Below are 21031 nucleotides of genomic sequence, written 5' to 3'. Positions count from 1 at the left end.
CGGGTGCGCAGAGCGCTGGCCGGCCTGACCACGCGCGGGCGGTCGTTCGTCGCCGCCGGCGCGACCGCGATCGCGTGCGCGTTCGTGCTCGGCGAGCGGGACCTGCTGCGCGCCGGGGTGCTCGTCCTGGTGCTGCCGCTGCTGTGCACGTTCGCGGTGGCGCGCACCCGCTACCGGCTGGCGTGCGCGCGGCGGCTGGCGCCGGCGCGGCTGCCGGTGGGCCGGGAGTCGCGGATCGACCTGCGGCTGGAGAATGTGTCGCGGCTGCCGAGCGGGCTGCTGATGGTGGAGGACCGGATCCCGTACGCGCTGGGCGGCCGGGCGCGGTTCCTCATCGACCGGATCGAGCCGCAGGGGTCGCGTGAGCTGCGGTACCGGGTCCGGGCGGACGCGCGGGGCCGGTACCGGGTGGGGCCGCTGACGGTCCGGCTCACCGATCCGTTCGGGATGGTGGAGCTGGTGCGCTCCTTCAGCGCGGGCGACTCCCTCACCGTGACGCCGGAGGTCGTGCCGCTGCGGCCGGGCCGGCTGTCGGGGGCCTGGACGGGCGGCGGCGACAGCCTCGCCCGGGCGGTGGCGGCGGCGGGCGAGGACGACGTGGCGCCGCGCGACTACCGGCACGGCGACGACCTGCGCCGGGTGCACTGGCGGTCCACGGCGCGGCGCGGCGAGCTGATGGTGCGGCGCGAGGAGCAGCACTGGCAGAGCAGCGGGACGCTGTTCCTCGACACCCGCCGCCGCGCGCACTGGGGCGACGGGCCGGGCGGGACGTTCGAGCGGGCGGTGTCGGTGACCGCGTCGATCGGCGTCCACCTGGTGCGGACGGGGATGCGGCTGCGGTACGTGACGGACGCCGGCGAGGAGCTGCCGGCGGCGGCGTCGGCGGACGGCGCCTTCGAGGGGCTGCTGCTGGACGCGCTGGCGGTGGTCCGCAGGTCATCGGCCGACGCGCTGCCCGCGGAGGCGCTCGCGCTCGCGGGCGCGGGCGGCGGCGAGCGCGGCGGCCTGGTGATCGCGGTGTTCGGGGCGCTGTCGGCCGAGGACGCCGGGACCGTGGCGTCCCGCTGGACCGGCGCGACCCGCGTGGCGGTGCTGGTCGGCGAGCCGCGCGCGGAGGCCGGCGGGGACGCGGGCGCGGGGGACGCCGCCGCGGGGAGCCCGGGCGGGGCGCCGCGGCGGGCGGAGGACCTGCTGCGCGCCGGCGGATGGCGGGTGGTGACGGTCCGGACGGCCGCGGAGCTGGCCGACGTGTGGGCGCGGGCCGGCGAGGACCCGGCCCGCGCGGGCTGAGGACGGGCCGGGGCGGGCCGATCGATGCGAGCTGACTGCTACGAGGGCGGGTCATGAGGCTGCGGATGACGATGACGGCCGCGCTGGCGACGCTCGCCGGCGCGGTGGGGCTGGCCCCGCTGTTCGAGTCGGCGGGCTGGTTCGGGGGGGCGTTCGGCGCGGTGGCCGCGGTGGCCGCGGGCGGGCTGGCCGCCCGGCGGCTGCGGGTGCCCGCGCCGCTGCAGCCGTTCGCGGGGCTGCTGGGGCTGCTGCTGGGCCTGAACCTGTTCTACGCCGCGTCGGAGTCGCTGCTGGGGGTCGTTCCCACGCCCGCGTCGCTGGGCCGCCTCGCGGACCTGGTCGGCACGGGCTGGGAGTCGGCCAACCGGTACGCCGCGCCGGTGCCGGTGCTGCCCGGGATCGAGCTGCTGACGGCCGCGGGCGTCGGGGCGGTCGCGGTGCTGGTGGACTTCCTCGCGGTGGGGCTGCGCCGGGCGGCGCCCGCCGGGCTGCCGCTGCTGGCGATGTACAGCGTCCCGGCGGCGGTGCTGGACGAGGGCGTCGGCTGGGTGCCGTTCGCGGTGGGGGCGTTCGGCTTCCTCATCCTGCTGATGGCCGACTCGCGGGAGCAGGTCGGCGGCTGGGGGCCGCTGGTGGCGCGGCGGCGCTGGACGGCGCCCCGCGAGACGGGCGCCGGCGGGGACGGCGCGGGCGGCGGGGACGCGCTGCCCGGCGCGCTCGCGGGGACGGCGACGTCGGGCGGGCGCCGGATCGCGCTCGGCGCGGTGGCCGTCGCGGTGGCGCTGCCGACGGCGGTGCCGGGCCTGCAGCAGCGCGGCATCCTGGACCTGCGCGGCGGGTCGGGCGGCGACACCCGGACGGTGACGACCCCCGACCCCCTGGTCAGCCTGAAGCGGGAGCTGACCGAACTGGACGACTCGGTGGTGCTGACCTACCGCACCCGGGACCCGATCGGCCCCGGCTACCTGCGCCTGTACGCGCTGGACCGGTTCGACGGCGGCCGGTGGACCTACAGCAAGCTGCGCAGCCGGCCGGACGACCGGCTGCGCGAGGGCGACCGGCTCCCGGACCCGCCGGGGCTGTCGTCCGGCCGGTCCCGCGACGTGACGACGGAGGTGTCGGTCCGCGGCGAGGTGCGGGACATGACGTTCCTGCCGCTGCCGTACGCGCCGACGCGGGTGTCGATCGACGGCGACTGGCGGGTGGACGCGGAATCGCTGATGGTCTACTCCCTGAGCGATTCGGCCGGGGGCCGGACCTACACCGTGCAGAGCGAGGTCCCGCAGCCGAGCGGCGACGACCTGGAGAACGCCGGGGGCTACCCGGCGGAGGTCGTCCGCCGCTACACCGCCCTCCCGCAGAACATCCCGCAGGAGGTCAGGTCGCTGACGCGCCGGGTCGCCGCGGGCGCGTCGAGCGCGCACGACCAGGCCGTCAGCCTGCAGCGGTGGTTCACCGACACGGGCGGGTTCGCCTACGACCTGTCGGCGCCCGCGCCCAAGCGCGGCAGCGACCTGGTGGACTTCCTGCTGCACAGCAAGCGGGGGTACTGCGAGCAGTTCGCCGCCTCGATGGCGCTGATGGCGCGGATCCTGGGGATCCCTTCGCGGGTGGCGCTCGGGTACACGTCCGGGGTGCAGAGCGGCCCGGACGAGTGGACGGTGCGGTCGCGGGACGCGCACGCGTGGCCGGAGCTGTACTTCCCGGGTTCGGGCTGGGTGCGGTTCGAGCCGACCCCGTCTGGTCTCCAGGGGCAGGGCACGGCGACCGCGCCGTCCTACAGCACGCCCGTGGCGTCCACCGGGGTGGGGGCGGACGCGGGGACGTCCTCTTCGAGCGGCTCGGGGTCGTCGGCGGACGAGGATCCGGCGGCGGCGCAGGACTCGCCGACCGGTGCGGCGACGGCGCGGCCGCAGGACGCGGCGGCGCGGCCGCAGGAGGACGAGGGCGGCTTCCCGGCGCTGCCGTGGGCCGCGGGCGGCCTGCTCGTCCTGGCGGCCCTGGCGGTCCCGGCGGTGGCGCGGTTGGTCGCGCGGCGGCGCCGGTGGGCGGGGCTCGCCGGCGCCGGGGCGGACCCCGCCGGCGGGGGGGGTCAGGTGTGACGGCGCGCCCGGCGCGCCGCCCGCCGGGCCGGGCGCGGCGGGCGCGGGCTCCCGGGCGCAGGATCCGGCGGACGCGGCGCACGCGGCGTGGCGGGAGCTGCGCGCGGACGCCCTGGACCACGGGCTGGAGTGGCGCGCCGGGGACTCGCCGCGCGCGGCGGCGCGGCGGCTCGGAGAGGTGCTGGAGCTGGACGCGGCGGGCGCGCAGGCGCTGCGCCGGATCGCCCGCGCGGAGGAGCTGGCGCGGTACTCGCGGCGGCGCTCGGCGGAGCCGCCGGAGCGGCTGCGGGCGGACGTCCGGACGGTGCGGGACGCGGTCGCGGCGGCGGCCGGGCGGCGCGCGCGGCTGCGGGCGCGGCTGCTGCCGCCGTCGACGCTGGCGGAGGCGCGCGGGACGCTGCGGTCGGCCGGGGACCGGGTGGCGGCGCTGGCGGCCCGGCCGGACGGTCCGGTGGCGCGGCTGCGGGCGCTGGGCGAGCGGGTCCGGCGCGGGTGACGATGCGCGGAACCCGGGCGGCGGTGCCGCCCGGGTTCCGGGAGTGCCGTGGCGCGGAGGCGGGTTCCGGGTCCGCGCCCGGGCTCAGTAGTCGCCCTCGGTGCGGCGGCGCCAGCGCTCTTCCATGCGTTCCATGAAGGAGCCCTTCGGGCGGTCCTGGCGGTTCTGGCGGCCGCCCTGCCGCCCCTCGCGTCCGCGGCGGCTCGGCCGGGCGGGCTCGTCGCCGATGCCGGCCATCCGCTTCCAGCTCGTGAGGGCCCACAGGGAGGAGGCCAGCATGAGCAGGAAGCCGGCCACGCTGATCGCGATGGTGGCCGCCCCCGCATTGATCACGAGTCCGGCCATCAGCACGCCGACGCCCACGACGAAACCGACGGCGGACTTGACGATCCGCCGCTTGTAGTGGACCTGCGGGTTGGTCGAGCGGACCGCGTGCGCGAATTTCGGATCCTCGGCGTACAGCTGCTGCTCGATCTGTTCGAGCATGCGCTGCTCGTGCTCAGACAGCGGCACGGCGCCTCCCAACGACAGCCCCGCGACGGGGTATCCGGTGCAGGACGGGAACGTCAACGGTGATATGCCCAGAATACGAGCACTGACGGGCGGACGAAAGCGGACGGCCCGCCGTGCGGGGCCGTTCGGACACTTCACCGTGTTTCTTCATCGTCTCCCGTCACCACCGTCACGTCCGTCACCGTCCTCCGCACGCCGGACGAGCGCGGCGGGGCGGACCGCGCCGCGGCCGAACCGGTGTGCGACCTGGTCCATGGCTCGCTCGGCCTCACGCCATCCGCTCTCCGGTTCGTCGAGGGCGAGCTGACGGGGGGCCTCGCCGGCGGGGAGCAGGTTCTCCGCCCGCACCCCGACCAAGCGGAGTCGTACCCGTTCCAGCCCGGCCCCCTCATAGAGCCCGCACGCTGTGATGTAGATCACACGAGCGAGGTCGGTGGGCTCCGCGAGGGTGCGGGAGCGGGTGATCGTCTTGAAGTTCGCCATCCGCAGTTTGACGCTCACGGTGCGTGCCGCGTGCCCGCCCGCGCGCAGCCGCTCGCCGACCCGCTCGGCGAGCCGCAGCAGCTCCCGGCGGATCACCTCGGGGTCGTCCACGTCGGTCTCGAACGTCTCCTCGGCGCCGACGCTCTTGTCGGGGCTGTGCGCGACGACGTCGCGGGGGTCGCGGCCCCACGCCAACTCGTGCAGGTGGGCGCCCAGCGCGTTGCCCAGCTCCCGCTGGAGGGTCGCGACGGGGACCTGCGCGAGCTGCCCGACCGTCCGCAGCCCGAGGCGGGCGAGCGCCTGCTCGGTCCGCTCCCCCACGCCCCACAGGGCCGCGACGGGCAGCGGGTGCAGGAACTCGACGACGCCGTCGGCGGGCACGACGAGCAGCCCGTCCGGCTTGCAGCGGGTGGAGGCGAGCTTGGCGACGAACTTGGTGCTCGCCACGCCCACCGAGCACGTGATGCCCTGCTGGGCGCGGACCTGCTCGCGGATGCTCCGGGCGATCTCGGCCGGCCGCCCGAGCCGCCGCACCGCCCCGGAGACGTCCAGGAACGCCTCGTCCAGCGACAGCGGCTCCACCAGCGGCGTCACCGACCGGAACAGCTCGAACACCGACGCCGACACCCGGGAGTACTTGCCGTGGCTCACCGGCAGGACGACCGCGTGCGGGCACAGCCGCCGCGCGCGCGTCATCGGCATCGCCGAGTGCACCCCGTACTCGCGGGCCTCGTAGGACGCCGCCGACACCACCCCGCGCGCGCCCGCGCCGCCCACGATCACCGGGCGGCCGCGCAGCTCGGGGCGGTCCAGCAGCTCGACGCTCACGAAGAACGCGTCCATGTCGACGTGCAGGATCGCGCAGCCGGTGTCGTCGGCGGGCGGCCCGGGTTGCGGGCCGGGCCGGTGGAGCTGCTGCTTGCGGCTCACGGGACGACTCCGCGGGAGGTTCGCACCGGCGCTCAGGCCGCCGGCTTGTCGGCGACGAGGTGCAGCTGGGCGGCCAGGTCGCGCAGGACGGGGTGGACGGCGGCGACGGACTCCAGCGCGAGCAGCGCCTCGGCGGAGTCGCTGTCGCCGTCGGAGATCCCGCCCGGCACCAGGTCGGCGAAGATCCGCACGCCGTGCAACTCGGCGACCCGCAGGCCGGCGCCCTCGGCGAGGGCCGTCAGCGTCTCCCGGGTGAACCGGCGGGGCGTCCGGTCGCCGTCGCCCCACCGCCCGGACGCGTCCGCCAGGACCCGCCGGGCGTCGTCGAAGTGCCCGCCGACCGCGCGGGACAGCGCCGCGGCGAGCTGCCCCGCCGCGAGCAGGCTGACCGACCCGCCGGGCCGGACGGTCGCGGTGAGCGCCGCCGTCGCCGCCGCCGGGTCGTCGACGTACTCGAGCACGCTGTGGCACAGGACGAGGTCGGCGGCGTCGGGCCCGAGCAGGTCGGGCAGGTCGACGGCGTCGCCCTGGACGGCGCGGACCCGCACCCCGGACTCGGCGGCGCGGCGCTCCAGCGCGGCGAGCGCGTCCGGGTTGGCGTCCACGACGGTGACGCGGTGCCCGAGTTCGGCGAGCGGCACGGCGAAGCCGCCGGTCCCGCCGCCCACGTCCACGATGTCGCTCGCCCCGGCCTCCGGGGTGATCCGCTCCAGGACCGAGCGCAGCGCCTCCCACAGGACGGCGTTGCGCACGCGGCCGCCGCCCCGTGTCCGCTTCAGTTGCCGGCCGGCCACGGCCACTCCCCTAACGTCGCTCATCGCACCCCACCCTAGTCGTCCGGACGGCGGCCGTCCGCGACCTCCCGGGCGCACCGGCCCCGGGCGCGGACCCCGGCCGCGGGGACGGCGCCCACGGGGACGCCCGCGGCCGGGTCAGAGCGCCAGCGACGGCTTCAGCTGCTGCAGGCGCGACAGCAGGCCGTTGACGAACCGCGGGGACTCGTCGGTGGACAGCTCGGTGGCCAGCCCGACCGCCTCGCTGACCGCGACGCCGTCCGGGACGTCGTCGACCCACAGCAGCTCGTACACGCCCATCCGCAGGATGTTGCGGTCGACGACCGGCATCCGCTCCAGCGTCCAGCCGGTGGCGTAGGTCGCGAGCAGCTCGTCGATCCGCTCCCGCCGCTCCTGGACGCCTTCGATCAGCCGTACGGCGTGCGGGTACTCCGCCAGCTCGTCCTGGTTGGGACGGCCGCGGGCGGCCAGCACCGCCGTCGGCTCCTCCTCGCGGAGTTCGGCCGCGAACAGGATGTCCAGCGCCAGCTTCCGCGCCTTGGTGCGCGCGCTCATGTGTCTCGCTCTCGCTCCGCTCGCCGGCGGACGTCAGGCGCGGCCGAGGTAGTCGCCGGAGCGGGTGTCGACCTTGACCTTCTCGCCGGTGGTGATGAACAGCGGGACCTGGATCTGGGCGCCGGTCTCCAGCGTGGCGGGCTTGCTGCCGCCGGTGGAGCGGTCGCCCTGCAGGCCCGGCTCGGTCTCGGTGATCTCCAGCACGACGGCGGCGGGCAGCTCGACGTACAGCGGATTGTCGTTGTTGAAGGCGATGACCGCGTTCTGCTCGGGGAGCAGGTAGTCCGCGGCGTCGCCCACGACGGTGCCCGGAATCTGCGGCTGGTCGTAGGTCTCGGTGTCCATGAACACGAAGTCGTCGCCCTCGCGGTAGAGGTACTGCATCTCCCGCTTGTCGACGGAGGCCACCTCGACCTTGGTGCCGGCGTTGAAGGTCTTGTCGACGACCTTGCCCGACAGGACGTTCTTGAGCTTGGTGCGGACGAACGCGCCGCCCTTGCCGGGCTTGACGTGCTGGAATTCCAGGACGGTCCACAGCTGGCCGTCGAGGTTCAGCGTCATGCCGTTCTTCAGGTCGTTCGTCGTCGCCACTGCGTTGTTCTCCCGGTCGCGGACCCGCGTTCGCGCTCGTCTAGAGGACGAGCAGGTCCTTTGTCGTCGTCGTGAGGAGCTCCGGGCCGTCCGCCCGTACCACGAACGTGTCCTCGATGCGGACCCCGCCGCGGCCCGCGAGGTAGACCCCCGGCTCTGCGGTGATCGGAACTCGGTCCGTCAGTTTACCGGTCTCGTCGTACCCCATGAGCGGTGCCTCGTGGATCTCGAGGCCCACGCCGTGCCCGAGCCCGTGGGTGAAGTCGTCGCCGTGCCCGGCCGCCTTGACGACGTCGCGGGCGGCGGCGTCCACCGCCTTGGTCTCGGCGCCGGGCCGCGCGGCGTCGATCCCGGCGAGCTGGGCGCGGTGGACGAGGCCGTACAGGTCGCGCTGCCACCCGGCGGGCTCGCCGATCGCGACGGTGCGGGTCATGTCGGCGTGGTAGCCGCCGTAGAGGGCGCCGAAGTCCATGGTGAGCAGGTCGCCGCGCTCCAGCTCGCGGGGGCCCGGGCGGTGGTGCGGGACGGCGCCGTTCGGGCCGGACGCGACGATCGAGGCGAACGCGGGGCCCTCGGCGCCGAGGTCGACCATGGCGCGCTCGAGCGCGATCGCGATCTCGCGTTCGGTGCGTCCGGGCGCGATCGAGGGGAGCACGGCGTCGAAGGCGCGGCAGGTGATCGCGCACGCCTCCCGCAGGAGGTCGATCTCCCCCTCGTCCTTGACGCGCCGCAGCTCCTCGACGGGGCGGCCGGCGAGCGGGACGAGCGCGACGCCGGCCGCGCGGGCCTGCGCGTCGAGCGCGGTGTGCTGCTCGACGGTGAGCGCGTGGGGTTCGAAGCCGAGCCGGGCGTGCCCGTCCGCGGCGGCCCGCGCGACGAGCGCGGCGGCCGTCTTCCGGTCGCGGACCAGCGGCAGTTCGGGGGCGATCCGCTCGGCCGTCCCGGCGTACCGGGCGTCGGTGGCGAGCACGGCGGGCGCGCCCGCGGGCACGAGCAGCGCGGCGTTGGAGCTGGCGAGCCCGGTCAGGTAGCGGACGTTGACGAGCCGGGTGACCAGGACGGCGTCCGCGTCGTGCGCGGCGGCGTACTCGGCCAGGCGGCGGCGACGTCCGGTGTGCGTCTCCCCCATGGGAGGACTCTAGAGCATCGCGAAACATGAAGAAGCCTCGACTTCGTGGTCCGCCGCCGCTAGCGTGAGCCGCCGCGTGATCTTCCGTCCCCCCGCTCTGGTCTTCCCCCAGGAGGGATTCCGTGACAGGAGTCAGTCGCCGCCGCCTGCTCGGCACCGGCGCGCTCACCGCCGCCGGGGCCGTCGCCGCCTCGGCCGCCGCGCCTCCCGCGGCCGCCCGCACCGCGCCCCGCACCGCGCCGTCCGCCGCCCGCCTGTCCGCCGACGTCGTGGTCGTCGGCGCGGGCCTCGCGGGCCTGACCGCCGCCCGCGACCTCGTCGCGGCGGGCCGGTCCGTCGTCGTCCTCGAGGCCCGCGACCGGCCCGGCGGCCGGGTGTACGGGCTGCCGCTAGGCGACGGCACCACCGCCGAGGGCGGCGCCGAGTTCATCGGCCCCACCCAGGACCGCATCGCCGCCCTCGCCGAGGAGATGGGCGTCGCGACCTTTCCGACCTACAACGAGGGCGACAACGTCTACTTCCGCAACGGGCGGCGGTCGCTGTACGCGACGGACGGGCTGCTGGGCGCCGTCCCGCCGGACTGGGGCGTCATCGACCTGGAGCTGGCGCTGCTGCGGCTCGGCGGGATGATCGAGGACGTCCCCGTGGGCGAGCCGTGGAAGGCGGCCAAGGCCGACGAGTGGGACGCGCAGACGTTCCACACCTGGTCGCGCTCCAACTCCCTCAGCTCCGGCGCGCGCTTCCTCATGGACGTCTTCGTCAGCTCGACGCTCTCGGCGCGGTCGCGGGACGTGTCGCTGCTGTACGTCCTGCACTACGCGGCCGCCGCCGGGAACCCGGACGAGCCCGGGTCGATCGACCGGCTGATCAACACCCGGGACGGGGCGCAGGAGCTGCGGTTCGCCGGCGGGCCGGAGCAGGTGCCGGTCCGGCTGGCCGCCCGGCTCGGCGACGCCGTCCGCTACAACGCGCCGGTGCGGTCGGTCGAGACCGGCGGCGGGGGCGTGACCGTGACGGCGGACGGCGTGACGGTGTCGGCGAAGCGGGCGGTCGTCGCGATGTCCCCGGCGATCGCGGGGAAGATCGACTTCTCGCCGGGGCTGCCGGCGGCCCGGGCCCAGCTCATGCAGCGCTACCCGATGGGCTCGGTCGCGAAGTTCGTCGGGGTGTACGACACGCCGTTCTGGCGGGAGGAGAACCTCACCGGGCAGGCGCTGGCGGACAGCGGCGCGATCGACGTGACGTTCGACAACAGCCCGCCGGACGGGTCGCGCGGGATCCTCATGGGATTCATCAACCACGACAACGTCCGGCGGCTGGACTCCGCGTCCGAGGAGGAGGTGCGGGCGGCGGGGCTGGAGTCGTTCGGGAGGCTGTTCGGCGACAGGGCGAAGAACCCGGTGGGGACGGCGATGATGCGGTGGGACAACGAGACGTGGAGCGGCGGCGGTCCCGTCGGGCTCGCGCCGCCGGGCGTCCTGACCGGTTTCGGCCCCGCGCTGCGCGCGCCGTGCGGGCCCGTCCACTGGGCGGGCACCGAGACGTCCGACTACTGGACGGGCTACATGGACGGCGCCGTCCGGTCGGGCGAGCGGGCGGCGCGGGAGGTCGACGCGGCGCTGTGACCGCGCGGGGGACCGGACGCGCGCGTCCGGTCCCCCGCGGGCGGTGCGGCTCGGGTCGAAGGCTCCGGGTCGAAGGCTCCGGGTCAGAGGCCGGCGGCCATCTCCCGGACCTTCTCGATCAGCGCGAGGCGGCCCTTGTGGTCGCCGGCGATCGGGGCCACGTTGAGGGTGGTGACGCCGGACTCCTTCATCGCGGCGAGCCGCTCGCGGACGTGCCCCTCGCTGCCGATCAGCGACATCTTCTCGAGCAGTTCCTGCGGGACCTTCGCGGCGGCCTCGTCCTTCTTGCCGTCCAGGTAGAGGTCCTGGATCTCCTCGGCCTCCTTCTCGAAGCCGTAGCGGCGGGCGAGGTCGTTGTAGAAGTTCTTGCCCTTGGCGCCCATGCCGCCGATGTACAGCGCGGCCATCGGGCGGCCGAACTCCAGGTAGCCCTGGACGTCGTCGCCGATCGCGAGCGTGGCCTGCGCGACGACGTCGAGCTCGCCGAGCGAGGCGTCCCGCTTCGCCTTGCCCGCGGCGAGGGACGCGCCCCACACGTCGGCGGCCTTCTCCGGCATGTAGAAGATCGGCTCCCAGCCGTTGGCGATCTCGGCGGTCAGCTCGACGTTCTTCGGGCCGATCGCGGCCACCATGATCGGGATGCTCTCGCGCACCGGGTGGTTGATCAGCTTGAGCGGCTTGCCGAGACCGGTGCCCTGCCCCTCGGGCAGCGGCAGCGTGTAGTGCTTGCCCTGGTGCTGGAGCCGCTCGCGGCGCCACACCTTGCGGCAGATCTCGATGATCTCGCGGGTGCGGCCGAGCGGGGCGGTGTAGGGGACGCCGTGGAAGCCCTCGATGACCTGCGGGCCGGAGGCGCCGATGCCGAGCGTGAACCGGCCGTCGGAGACGTAGTCCAGGCCGGCCGCGGTCTGCGCGAGCGCGGTGGGCGTGCGGGAGTAGATGTTGAGGATGCCGGACGCGATCTCCAGCCGCTCGGTCTTCGCGGCGATGAATCCCATCTGGCTGACCGCGTCGAAGCTGTAGGCCTCGGCGATGTAGACGATGTCGAGCCCGGCCTTCTCGTAGTCGGCGAGCTCCTCGACGGTCTCTTTGAAACCGCCCGCGTAGTTGAGGGCCATCCCGATGCGCATCGGCACCCCTTCCCGATTTACCGAATCCGATTCCAGTCGAACACAACCTAGCCCGCCGGGCGGCCTCCGCCCAGCGGCGGGGTCAGCCGAGCGCGGGTCCCCGCAGCGCCCGCAGCGCGCCGCGGTACATGTCGCGCCGGATCCGCCCGACGACCTTCCCGTCCTTGCCCGCCAGGGACGCGGCCCACTCGACGGCCGCGGGCAATACCTCGTCCTCGGCGGCGGTGCGCTGCACTATCCCGGCGGCCAGGGCCTCCGCCGCGGTGTACCGGCGGCCGGTGATCATGGCCTCGTGCGCGACCCCGGCCGCCAGCCGGGCCGTGATCAGCGCGTTCATCCCCGGGGTGAAGCTCATCCCCAGGTCGACCTCGGGCAGGCAGAAGTAGCCGCGGTCGGTGCGCATGACGGCGAAGTCGTGCGCGAGGGCGAGCATCCCGCCGCCGGCGAACGCGTGCCCGTTGACGGCCGCGACGGTCGGCGCGGGCAGTTCGAGCAGCCGCGCGTACAGGCCGTTCACGCGGCCGAGGTACCCCTCGAACTCGTCACGGTGGGCGCCCAGCCACTCCAGGTCGAGGCCGTTGGAGAAGAACTTGCCCGTCCCGACGGTGACGAGGGCGCGCGGCCCGTCCGCCGCGGCGACGGTGTCGAGCGCCCCCTCGACGGCGTCGAGGAAGTCGGGGCCGAACCGGTTCTCGCCCGCGTCGAGGCGCAGGACGAACACGTCGCCGTCACGCTGGAGGTCGATCACGAGGTCTCCTCGCCTTTCCTGCCCGGACCCGGGCCGCTGGTCGGTGGAACGTCCCACCCGCCTCCCAGGCAAGTATGACGTTCGACATAATGAGCGTTTCCTATGACGATCGTCATGGTCAATGCGCGTTGCTTATGATGAATGTCATAATTGGTGGCATGGGGTCCGACAGCCGGGAGCGCATGGTCCGCAGCGCCGCCTACCTTTTCCGCGAGCGCGGCTACAGCGGCACGGGTTTCCGCGACGTCATCGCGCACAGCGGCGCACCGCGCGGATCGATCTACCACCACTTCCCCGAGGGCAAGGCGCAGCTCGCCGAGGAGGCCGTCCGCTACGCCGGGGAGTTCCTCAACGCCGGGATCGTCGCGGCCACCGAGGGCGGCGACGCGGCGTCCGCCGTGGACGCCTTCGTCGGCTGGTGGCGCCAGGTGCTGATCCGCAGCGGCTTCCGGGCCGGCTGCCCGATCGTGGCCGTCACCGTGGAGTGCCACGACGACGCGCCGCAGCTCGCCGCCGCGGCCGCCGCCGCGTTCGGCCGCTGGGAGGACACCCTCGCCACCGGCCTCGGCAACGCCGGCGTCCCGGACGACCGGGCGGCGAGCCTCGCGCGGCTGATCGTCGCCGCCGTCGAGGGCGCGACCGTGCTGTGCCGCGCCCACCGCGACGTCCGTCCGCTCGACGACGTCGTCGCCGAGCTCAAGGCCATGACCCGCGCGGCCGTCGAGGGACCCTAGCCCCGCCCGCCCGCCTCCCCGGCGAGCAGCTCGACGACCGCCTGCAGGGCCAGGACGTACGAGAACGTCCCGAACCCGGCGATCGTGCCGGTCGCGACGCCCGCCACGACCGAGGTGTGCCGGAACTCCTCCCGCGCCGCCGGGTTGGAGATGTGCACCTCGACGAGCGGCGCGGTCCGCTGCGCGAGGGCGTCGCGCAGCGCGTACGAGTAGTGGGTGAACGCCGCCGGGTTCAGCACGACCGGCAGCCGCTCGTCGGCGGCCTCGTGCACCCAGCGGATCAGCTCGGCCTCGTCGTCGGTCTGCCGCACGTCGGCCTCGAGGCCCAGCCGCCGCCCGGCGTCGCGGCACAGCGCCGCCAGCCCCTCGAACGTGGTCGCGCCGTAGACGTCGGGCTCGCGCGTCCCGAGACGCCCGAGGTTCGGCCCGTTCAGCACCAGCACCCGGCTCATCGGGCGACCTCCCGGTAGGCGGCGGCGAGCAGCTCCTCGTCCGGGCCCTCCAGGCGGCCCGGCTTCGCGACGCCGTCCAGCACCACGAACCGCAGCGTGGCGCCCCGCGACTTCTTGTCGATCGCCATCGCGGCCCGCAGCCCCTGCCACGCGTCCGCCGCGTACGCCACCGGCAGCCCCACCGGCGTCAGGACGGACCGGTGCCGCGCGACGTCCGCGGCGTCCAGCCGCCCGGCGAGGCGCGCCAGCTCGGCCGCGTACACCATGCCGATCGCGACGGCGTGGCCGTGCCGGAAGCGGTAGTCCTCGGCCTTCTCGATCGCGTGCGCGAGCGTGTGGCCGTAGTTGAGGATCTCCCGCAGGCCGCTCTCCTTCAGGTCCGCCCCGACGACCTCGGCCTTCACCCGGACGGCCCGTTCGACGAGCTCGCGGGTGTGCGGGCCGTCCGGGCGCGCCGCGCCCTCCGGGTCGGCCTCCACCAGGTCGAGGATGACCGGGTCGGCGATGAACCCGGCCTTGACGACCTCCGCGAGCCCGCTGACGTAGTCCTCGTGCGGCATCGTCACCAGCGCGGCGAGGTCGCACAGCACCCCGGCCGGGGGGTGGAACGCGCCCACGAGGTTCTTGCCCTCGGGGATGTTGATGCCGGTCTTGCCGCCGACCGCCGCGTCGACCATGCCGAGCAGCGTCGTCGGCACCAGCACGCAGCGGACGCCGCGCAGCCACGAGGCGGCGGCGAACCCGGCGAGGTCGGTGGTCGCGCCGCCGCCGACGCCCACGATCGCGTCCGTCCGGGTCATGCCGAGCCGCGCGAACGCCGACCACAGCCCGGCGAGCACCCCGGCCTCCTTGGCCGCCTCGCCGTCCGGGACGGGCAGCGCGTGCACCGCGTGCCCGGCCTTCTCCAGCGCCTCGCACACCGGCCGCGCGATCTCCGGCAGGCCCTCGGCGTGCACGACCGCGACCGTCCGGACGCGGTCGCCGAGCAGGCCCGGCAGCTCCGCCAGCACGCCCGTCCCGATGACGACGTCGTAGGGGTCGGCGCCTTCCACGCGCACCCGCGCCGGCACGATCACGCGTCCGTCTCCAGGGCCTCGGCGATCTCCCGGACGATCTCGGCGGGCTCGCGCCCGTCGGTGTCGACGTGCACGGTCCCCAGCCGCTCGTAGACCGGCAGCCGCTCCTCCAGGAGCTTGCGCATCCGGCTGCGCGGGTTCAGCACCAGCAGCGGCCGCGCCGACGCCAGCCCGACCCGCTTCACCGCCTCCGCGAGGCCGACCCGCAGGTACACGACCGTGTGCCCGGCGAGGAGCTCCTGCGTCTCCGGCGCCAGCACGGCGCCGCCGCCGAGCGCGAGGACGCCGTCGTGCTCGGCGAGGGCCGCCGCGACGGCCGCGCGCTCCAGTTCCCGGAACCGCTCCTCGCCGTCGTCGATGAAGATCTCGCCGATCGGCTTGCCGGCCGCCGCCTCGGCGTCGGCGTCGGTGTCGCGCAGCGACACCCCGAGCCGCTCGGCGAGCGCCGCGCCGACCGTCGTCTTGCCCGAGCCCGGCGCCCCGATCAGGACGGCCCTGGGTCGCGTCATGCAGGAGGCCCCGTTCACTCGATGGTCGTTCACTTGATGGTCAGGGAGGACAGGTATCCGCGCAGGTTGCGGGCGGTCTCCTCGGCGGAGTCGCCGCCGAGCTTCTCCAGCGCCGCGTCAGCCAGCACCAGCGCCGCCATCGCCTCGGCGACCACCCCGGCGGCCGGCACGGCGGTGACATCGCTGCGCTGGTTGATCGCTTTGGCGGGCTCCCCGGTCTTCACGTCGATGGTGTCGAGGCGGCGCGGCACCGTGGAGATCGGCTTCATCGCGGCCCGGACGCGCAGCGGCTCGCCCGTCGTCATGCCGCCCTCGACGCCGCCCGCGCGGTTCGTCCGGCGCCGGATGCCCGCGTCGGAGCCCTCGATCTCGTCGTGCGCGGCCGACCCGCGCCGCCGCGCGGTGGTGAACCCGTCGCCGACCTCCACGCCCTTGATCGCCTGGATGCCCATGAGGATCCCGGCGAGCCGGGCGTCGAGCCGCCGGTCCCAGTGCACGTGGCTGCCCAGGCCGGGCGGCAGGCCGTAGGCCAGCACCTCGACGACGCCGCCGAGCGTGTCGCCGGCCTTCTTCACCTCGTCGACGTGCGCGACCATCGCCGCGGACGCGGCCGCGTCGAAGCACCGCACCGGGCTCTCGTCGACCGCCGCCAGGTCGCCGGGCTCGGGCAGGACGCCGTCCGGCGCCGACACCTCGCCGAGCGCGATCACGTGGCTGAGGACGTCCACGCCGAGCGCCTGCTTCAGGAACGCCTTCGCGACCGCGCCGAGCGCGACCCGCGCCGCGGTCTCCCGCGCGCTCGCCCGCTCCAGGACGGGCCGGGCGTCGTCGAACCCGTACTTCTGCATGCCGACGAGGTCGGCGTGGCCGGGCCGCGGCTGCGACAGCGGCGCGTTGCGCGCCTGCGCCGCCAGCACCTCGGGGTCGACCGGGTCGGCCGCCATCACCGTCTCCCACTTGGGCCACTCGGTGTTGCCGACCTCGATCGCGACGGGGCCGCCGAGCGTCACCCCGTGCCGGACCCCGCCGAGGATCCGCACCTCGTCCTGCTCGAACTTCATCCGGGCGCCCCGCCCGTGCCCGAGCCGCCGGCGGCGCAGGTCCTCGGCGATGTCCGCCGAAGTCACGCGCACACCGGCCGGAAGGCCCTCCACGATCGCGGTGAGGGCCGGGCCATGGGACTCCCCCGCGGTCAACCAGCGCAGCATGCCCTGAATCCTATTGGCGCCGGACGCCTCCCCGAGACCGGCGTCCATCAGCTGAGACGGCCGGCGCCCCGGCGGCCCCGCGGACCGGGTCGGGACGGGTCAGGCGGACAGGCCCCGGCGGATCGCGGCGGCGACGGGCGAGTCGTCCCGGACCGGGCCCGCGGGCAGCAGCGGCGGCTGCGCCATGAACTTCGGCTCCGCGCCCCGGTGCGGCTGGGCGGCGTGCACCAGGAACGGGTGGCACAGGTAGACGTCGCCCGCCCGTCCGGTCGCGTACGCGACGGGGCGGTGCCCGGTGGCGGGCACGGCGCGCTCGGCGAGCTCCATGAAGGCCAGGCCGCGGTCGCCCGCGGGCTCCAGGATCGGCGGGACGTCCAGGTGGGACCCCACGCGGATCCGGGTGGGGGCGTCGTCCTCGCCGACGTCGGAGAACAGGAACAGCATCAGCAGCGCGCGCCCCTTGGACGCGACGTTCACGCGGGCGGCCATGAAGTCGGACGGGTCGTCGCCGGGGAAGCTCGCGTCGATGTGCCAGCCGTCGTCGCCCGGCTCCTCCGCGCTCGGGAACCGCACCGGGAACGTCCCGAGGCCGCCCTGCGGCGTCCAGCCGCCCTCCCCGGCGAGCGCGTCGAACGCGGCGTGCAGGCGGGGGGTGTTCGCGGCGGCCCGGAACGGCTCCTGCGCGTAGTGGCCGAGCCGGACGACGGGCCGGGTCCAGGTCGCGCGGTCGTCCGGGTCGCAGCCGGTGTCCCGCCAGAGGACGTCCCGGCACTCGTCGGCGAGTTCGCGGGGGAACGCCTCCGTGACCTTGAGGTACCCGTCGGTGAGGAAGGCGTCGATGCCGGAGTCGTCCATCGGGCCAGGATGGCGGCCCGGCCGAAGCGGCGTCGAACGGTTTTACGCGCGGCGGACGACGCTCAGCTCGACGCCGCCGACGATCCGGCCGCGGAGCACCTCCGCGAGCCGGTCCGACACCCGCTGGACGGTGCGGCGCTCGTCGTGCCCCGGGCTCACCGCGAACCGGACGGCCAGCTCGGCGGACGTGCCCTCGGTGACCCGCACCCCCGCGACCGCCTCGTCGGAACCGAACGCGGCCTCCACCGCGGCGAGGACGTCCGGGTCCTCGTGCGGCGCGGGGATCGGGCGCCCCTCGGCGAGCAGGTGCAGCCGCAGCCCGTCGACGGCGAACGGCACCGGCCCCGCCACGTCGATCACGAGGGCGTCGGCGTTCTCGTCCAGCACCGCGCGGCACGCCTGGCCGGCCGGCACCGCCACCGGCCGGGCGTCCGCCCGCCACGCCTTCATCGTCTCGGTGCAGGTGAACCCGAGCACGCCGCGGCGCCCGTCCTCGCCGGTCAGCAGCGGCAGCGCCATGTCGCTCGACTTCTCCCGCCGCAGCTCGCCGGGCGCGACGTCCTCCTCCTCGGTGAGGATCGCGACGACGGGCACCAGCAGCCGGGCGCCCTGCAGCCGGCGCAGGACGGTGTGCTGGCCGACCCGTCCCGCCGCGTACCCCGCGAGCGCCTCGCAGAGCCGGGGGTCGGCGCCGCCGTCGTCGTCGGGGAACTGGGGCTGGGGAATCGTCAGTCCGGACACGGTGGGAAGGCTATAACTTCCCGCGACCGCCGGGGGTGCCGAACCGGATACTCCCCGTGCACGCCCCCGTCAGGGACGCGCGCCGATCCGGTCGACCCACCCCGTGCGCCCGTACGACATCGTCAGGCGGCCGGAGTCGTACGCGAGCAGCTCCGCCGACTCCCGGTCGACGATCAGCCGGGACTCGACCGCCGGGCCCTCCCCCGTGAACGGCAGGACCAGCGCCACGCCGCGCCGGCCGAGCGGGTCGGTCGCCGTGCCCGGCGAGCGGACGTCCGGCCGCGCGGCCAGCACCCGGTACAGCGCGGCCTTCGTGCCCGGGGTGAGCGGGCCCGCCAGCAGGTCCGCGGCGACCGCGAAGACGTACTCGGAGAACGAGAGCCGCGTCCGCTCGATGAACCGGCGGACCTCGGGGTCGGCGGTGCGGGTGCCCGCTTCGACCCGGCGGGCGTCGGCGTCGAACCGGCGGCGCAGCTCCGCCTCCAGCCCGGCCGCGTCGTCCGGCAGCTTCCGCAGCTCCGCCATCGTCAGGCCCTCGTCGCCGATGCTGTAGCGGATCGCCATGTCGTAGTCGTTCACCGACTCCCGCCGCAGCTCCGGCGGGACCAGAGCTCGGGACCCGGCGCGCTTCCACGCCGCCTCGTCCTCGGGGGTGGGGAACACGGCCTTCGCGTCGATGCCGGTGACCGTCCGGCTGGGGTCGTCGCCGTCCCGGGCGATCCAGGACCGCTCCCCGCGCCGCAGTTCGTAGGTGTAGGGCAGCTTGTCCCCCCGCTTGTCCCCCCGCCCGCCGGGCCGGGCCCCGGGGGACGGGCGCCGCGCCCCGGGGTCGGTCTTCGTGTCGATGACCGAGGCGGTGGTGATCTCGGTGTACCAGTACCGGCCGGTCGCGGCGGGCGTCCGCTCGGCCTTGTCGGCGCTCGCCAGCAGGAAGGAGCGCGCGTCGACCGGCCGGGACGCGGTCGCGGCCGGCGGGGCGGGCGCCGGGCCGCCGCCGACCGCGACGACGGCCCCCGCGGCGGCGCACGCGGCCGCCGCGGCGCCCGCGATCAGCAGCACGGGCCGGCGCGCCCTCGACCGCCGGACGGCCGGTTCCGGGGCGGCCCGCATGATCCGGGCCAGGTCGTCGTCGCGGCGCCGCTCGTGGGCGTCGCGGGCCAGGCCGTCCAGGGCGGCGGGCTTGAGCGCGTGCAGCGCGCGCTCGGCGGTGCTGCGGTTCTGCATGTCGTCTCCGGTGTTCATCGGGCCGCCTCCCCGGCGACCGGTACGGGGCGGGCGGGGGCGGGCGCCGGCGCGGCGTCCAGGGCGCGGGCGAGCCGCCGGCGGGCGCGGTGCAGCCGGACGGCGAAGGCCGGAACCGAGCAGCCCACGACCTTCGCGGCCTCCCGGGAGTCCAGGCCGTGCCAGGTGACGAGGGTCAGGAGCTCCAGGTCGCGTTCGGGCAGCGCCGCGACGGCCTCGAGCGCCGCCGCGCGTTCGACGACGTGCTCGGCGACGTCCCACGCCGCCAGGTCCGCGGACGTGGTGAGCGCCCGGATCCGCTCGGTCAGGGCGCGGCCGCGGCGGCCCCGGTCGTACTGCTTGCGCAGCAGGTTGCGGGCGACGCCGAGCAGCCAGGGCAGGGCGGGGTCGCGGACCTGGTCGAGGCGCCGCCAGGCGATGAGGAACGTCTCGCCCGCGACGTCCTCGGCCGTGTGGGGTTCCGCGTGGGCCAGCGCGTACGCCAGCACGCGCCGGTGGTGCTCGTCGTAGAGCCGCGTGAACCGTGACTCGGGATCATCCACGGAGGACTCCCGTCTGGGGTCGGGATCATGTCGTCACGTAATCCCGCCCGCGGCGCCGCTCTTACAGGCGCGCCCCCGCTTTCTCAGCGGAGCCGCGCGAGCCGCTCGACGGCCGCGTCGATGACCTCGTCCTTCTTGCAGAACGCGAACCGGACGAAGTGCGCGCCCGCGTCGGGCCGGTCGTAGAACACCTGCGTCGGGACCGCGACGACGCCCGCCCGCTCGGGGAGCGCCCGCGCCAGCTCCCTGCCGTCGGTGAACCCCAGGGGCCGGATGTCGGCCTGCACGAAGTACGTCCCCTGCGGCCGGTAGACGTCGAACCCGGCGGCCTCCAGCCCGGTGACGAGCCGGTCGCGCTTGCCCTGCAGCGACTTGCGCAGCTCCTCGACCCACGCGGTCTCGCCGGCCAGCGCGTACGCGGCGGCCCGCTGGTAGGGGGCGCTGACCGCGAACGTGAGGAACTGCTTCACCGACTGGACGGCCCGGACGAACGGCGCGGGCGCCGTCACCCAGCCGGTCTTCCAGCCCGTGACGGAGAACGACTTGCCGACCGACGACACCGACACCGTCCGCTCCCGCATCCCGTCGAGGGTCGCGAGGGGGACGTGCACGGCGTCGTCGAACGTCAGGTACTCGTACACCTCGTCGGTGACGGCGACGAGGTCGTGCTCGCGGCAGACGGCGGCGATCGTCTCCAGTTCGTCCGGCGTGAAGACCGTCCCGCAGGGGTTGTGGGGCGAGTTCACCAGGATCAGCCGGGTGCGCGGGGTGACGGCGGCGCGCAGCTCGTCCGGGTCGAAGGTGAACCGGCCCTCGACGGGCCGCAGCGTGACCGGCCTGCGGACGGCCCCGGCGAGCGCGACGACGGCCGCGTAGGAGTCGTAGTACGGCTCGAAGACGATCACCTCGTCGCCCGGTTCGGCGAGCGCGAGGACGGACGCGGCGATGCCCTCGGTGGCCCCGACGGTGACGAACACCTCGGTCGCCGGGTCGTACGCCAGCCCGTACCGGTCGAGCCTCTGCGCCGCGACGGCTTCCCGGAGCTCGCCGATCCCGGGGCCCGGCGGGTACTGGTTCGCCCCGTTCCGGACGGCGTCCACGGCGATGTCCAGCATGGCCGCCGGGCCGTCCTCGTCCGGGAAGCCCTGCCCCAGATTGATCGCGCCCGTCCGGACCGCCAGCGCCGACATCTCGGCGAAGATCGTCTCGCCGAATTCCCGCATCCGCTCGACCAGTGGCTCAGTCACGCCACAAGACTAGACGGCCGCCCCGCGCGAGGCCCGGTC

At 75.5% G+C, this 21031-nt stretch carries 22 protein-coding genes; 5 read left to right on the top strand and 17 right to left on the bottom strand.

Features of this window, described 5'->3' with window-relative positions; genetic code table 11:
* The first annotated feature begins 3 nt into the window (after positions 1–3).
* The 3 genes from H505_RS0135990 (at position 4) to H505_RS48405 (ending at position 3888) form a co-directional block, all read left to right on the top strand.
* Positions 4–1290 carry a DUF58 domain-containing protein gene (locus H505_RS0135990; RefSeq protein ID WP_026405825.1) on the top strand — a complete coding sequence of 429 codons (1287 nt, stop codon included), beginning with the start codon at positions 4–6 and terminating at the stop codon, positions 1288–1290.
* A gap of 53 nt (positions 1291–1343) precedes the next feature.
* Positions 1344–3392: a transglutaminase TgpA family protein gene (locus H505_RS46570; protein WP_051301533.1), complete on the top strand. Its 2049-nt coding sequence runs from the start codon at positions 1344–1346 to the stop codon at positions 3390–3392.
* Positions 3393–3570: 178 nt separating this feature from the next.
* Positions 3571–3888 carry a hypothetical protein gene (locus H505_RS48405; protein ID WP_051301532.1) on the top strand — a complete coding sequence of 106 codons (318 nt, stop codon included), beginning with the start codon at positions 3571–3573 and terminating at the stop codon, positions 3886–3888.
* Positions 3889–3972: 84 nt separating this feature from the next.
* On the opposite strand, the gene H505_RS0135980 is transcribed toward H505_RS48405, so the two are convergent.
* The 6 genes from H505_RS0135980 to H505_RS0135955 all read right to left on the bottom strand — a co-directional run bounded on the left by H505_RS0135980 (position 3973) and on the right by H505_RS0135955 (position 8883).
* On the bottom strand, positions 3973–4401 hold the full coding sequence (locus H505_RS0135980) for a DUF3040 domain-containing protein (RefSeq protein ID WP_026405824.1): 429 nt from the start codon (positions 4399–4401) through the stop codon (positions 3973–3975).
* A 147-nt stretch (positions 4402–4548) separates the two neighbouring features.
* Positions 4549–5814, bottom strand: coding sequence for a DNA polymerase IV (locus H505_RS0135975; protein WP_026405823.1), 1266 nt, complete (start codon positions 5812–5814; stop codon positions 4549–4551).
* Between the two features lie 32 nt (positions 5815–5846).
* Entirely contained in the window at positions 5847–6632 is a 786-nt protein-coding gene (locus H505_RS0135970) for a class I SAM-dependent methyltransferase (protein WP_084551186.1), read from the bottom strand.
* Between the two features lie 114 nt (positions 6633–6746).
* Positions 6747–7163 carry a transcription antitermination factor NusB gene (gene nusB, locus H505_RS0135965; RefSeq protein WP_026405821.1) on the bottom strand — a complete coding sequence of 139 codons (417 nt, stop codon included), beginning with the start codon at positions 7161–7163 and terminating at the stop codon, positions 6747–6749.
* A gap of 33 nt (positions 7164–7196) precedes the next feature.
* On the bottom strand, positions 7197–7754 hold the full coding sequence (gene efp, locus H505_RS0135960) for an elongation factor P (protein ID WP_026405820.1): 558 nt from the start codon (positions 7752–7754) through the stop codon (positions 7197–7199).
* Between the two features lie 40 nt (positions 7755–7794).
* Positions 7795–8883, bottom strand: a complete 1089-nt coding sequence (locus H505_RS0135955) for a M24 family metallopeptidase (protein ID WP_026405819.1) — start codon at positions 8881–8883, stop codon at positions 7795–7797.
* A 122-nt stretch (positions 8884–9005) separates the two neighbouring features.
* Between H505_RS0135955 and H505_RS0135950 the strand changes: the two genes are divergently transcribed.
* Positions 9006–10508: a flavin monoamine oxidase family protein gene (locus H505_RS0135950; protein ID WP_034521358.1), complete on the top strand. Its 1503-nt coding sequence runs from the start codon at positions 9006–9008 to the stop codon at positions 10506–10508.
* Positions 10509–10591: 83 nt separating this feature from the next.
* Here H505_RS0135950 and H505_RS0135945 read toward each other — a convergent pair whose 3' ends face one another.
* The gene (locus H505_RS0135945) at positions 10592–11638 is read right to left on the bottom strand and encodes an LLM class F420-dependent oxidoreductase (RefSeq protein ID WP_026405817.1); all 1047 of its coding nucleotides are present in this window, start codon (positions 11636–11638) and stop codon (positions 10592–10594) included.
* A gap of 82 nt (positions 11639–11720) precedes the next feature.
* Positions 11721–12386, bottom strand: coding sequence for an enoyl-CoA hydratase-related protein (locus tag H505_RS0135940; protein WP_026405816.1), 666 nt, complete (start codon positions 12384–12386; stop codon positions 11721–11723).
* 158 nt (positions 12387–12544) lie between these two features.
* Here H505_RS0135940 and H505_RS0135935 point away from each other — a divergent pair, with 158 nt between their 5' ends.
* Positions 12545–13120: a TetR/AcrR family transcriptional regulator gene (locus H505_RS0135935; protein ID WP_026405815.1), complete on the top strand. Its 576-nt coding sequence runs from the start codon at positions 12545–12547 to the stop codon at positions 13118–13120.
* On the opposite strand, the gene aroQ is transcribed toward H505_RS0135935, so the two are convergent.
* From aroQ to H505_RS0135890, 9 genes are all read right to left on the bottom strand, one after another.
* Positions 13117–13572 (bottom strand): type II 3-dehydroquinate dehydratase, encoded by a 456-nt coding sequence (gene aroQ, locus H505_RS0135930; protein ID WP_026405814.1) that lies wholly within the window; start codon positions 13570–13572, stop codon positions 13117–13119. The genes H505_RS0135935 and aroQ overlap by 4 nt on opposite strands.
* Positions 13569–14645 carry a 3-dehydroquinate synthase gene (gene aroB / locus H505_RS0135925; protein ID WP_034521638.1) on the bottom strand — a complete coding sequence of 359 codons (1077 nt, stop codon included), beginning with the start codon at positions 14643–14645 and terminating at the stop codon, positions 13569–13571. Before aroB ends, aroQ begins: the two co-directional genes overlap by 4 nt.
* Positions 14645–15157, bottom strand: coding sequence for a shikimate kinase (locus H505_RS0135920; protein ID WP_026405812.1), 513 nt, complete (start codon positions 15155–15157; stop codon positions 14645–14647). Before H505_RS0135920 ends, aroB begins: the two co-directional genes overlap by 1 nt.
* Positions 15158–15186: 29 nt before the next feature.
* The gene (aroC, locus tag H505_RS0135915) at positions 15187–16365 is read right to left on the bottom strand and encodes a chorismate synthase (RefSeq protein ID WP_026405811.1); all 1179 of its coding nucleotides are present in this window, start codon (positions 16363–16365) and stop codon (positions 15187–15189) included.
* Positions 16366–16464: 99 nt separating this feature from the next.
* Entirely contained in the window at positions 16465–17220 is a 756-nt protein-coding gene (locus H505_RS0135910; RefSeq protein WP_026405810.1) for a phytanoyl-CoA dioxygenase family protein, read from the bottom strand.
* Positions 17221–17262: 42 nt separating this feature from the next.
* Positions 17263–17961 (bottom strand): SseB family protein, encoded by a 699-nt coding sequence (locus H505_RS0135905; protein ID WP_026405809.1) that lies wholly within the window; start codon positions 17959–17961, stop codon positions 17263–17265.
* 69 nt (positions 17962–18030) lie between these two features.
* Positions 18031–19203: a CU044_5270 family protein gene (locus H505_RS0135900; RefSeq protein ID WP_026405808.1), complete on the bottom strand. Its 1173-nt coding sequence runs from the start codon at positions 19201–19203 to the stop codon at positions 18031–18033.
* The gene (locus H505_RS46565) at positions 19200–19745 is read right to left on the bottom strand and encodes an RNA polymerase sigma factor (RefSeq protein ID WP_034521356.1); all 546 of its coding nucleotides are present in this window, start codon (positions 19743–19745) and stop codon (positions 19200–19202) included. Before H505_RS46565 ends, H505_RS0135900 begins: the two co-directional genes overlap by 4 nt.
* Positions 19746–19828: 83 nt before the next feature.
* Positions 19829–20992, bottom strand: a complete 1164-nt coding sequence (locus H505_RS0135890) for a pyridoxal phosphate-dependent aminotransferase (RefSeq protein ID WP_026405807.1) — start codon at positions 20990–20992, stop codon at positions 19829–19831.
* Between the last annotated feature and the right edge of the window lie 39 nt (positions 20993–21031).

Origin of the sequence: Actinomadura rifamycini DSM 43936 (assembly GCF_000425065.1) — a bacterium.
Lineage (GTDB): Bacteria > Actinomycetota > Actinomycetes > Streptosporangiales > Streptosporangiaceae > Spirillospora > Spirillospora rifamycini.
This window is presented reverse-complemented; position numbering and strand designations above follow the sequence as displayed.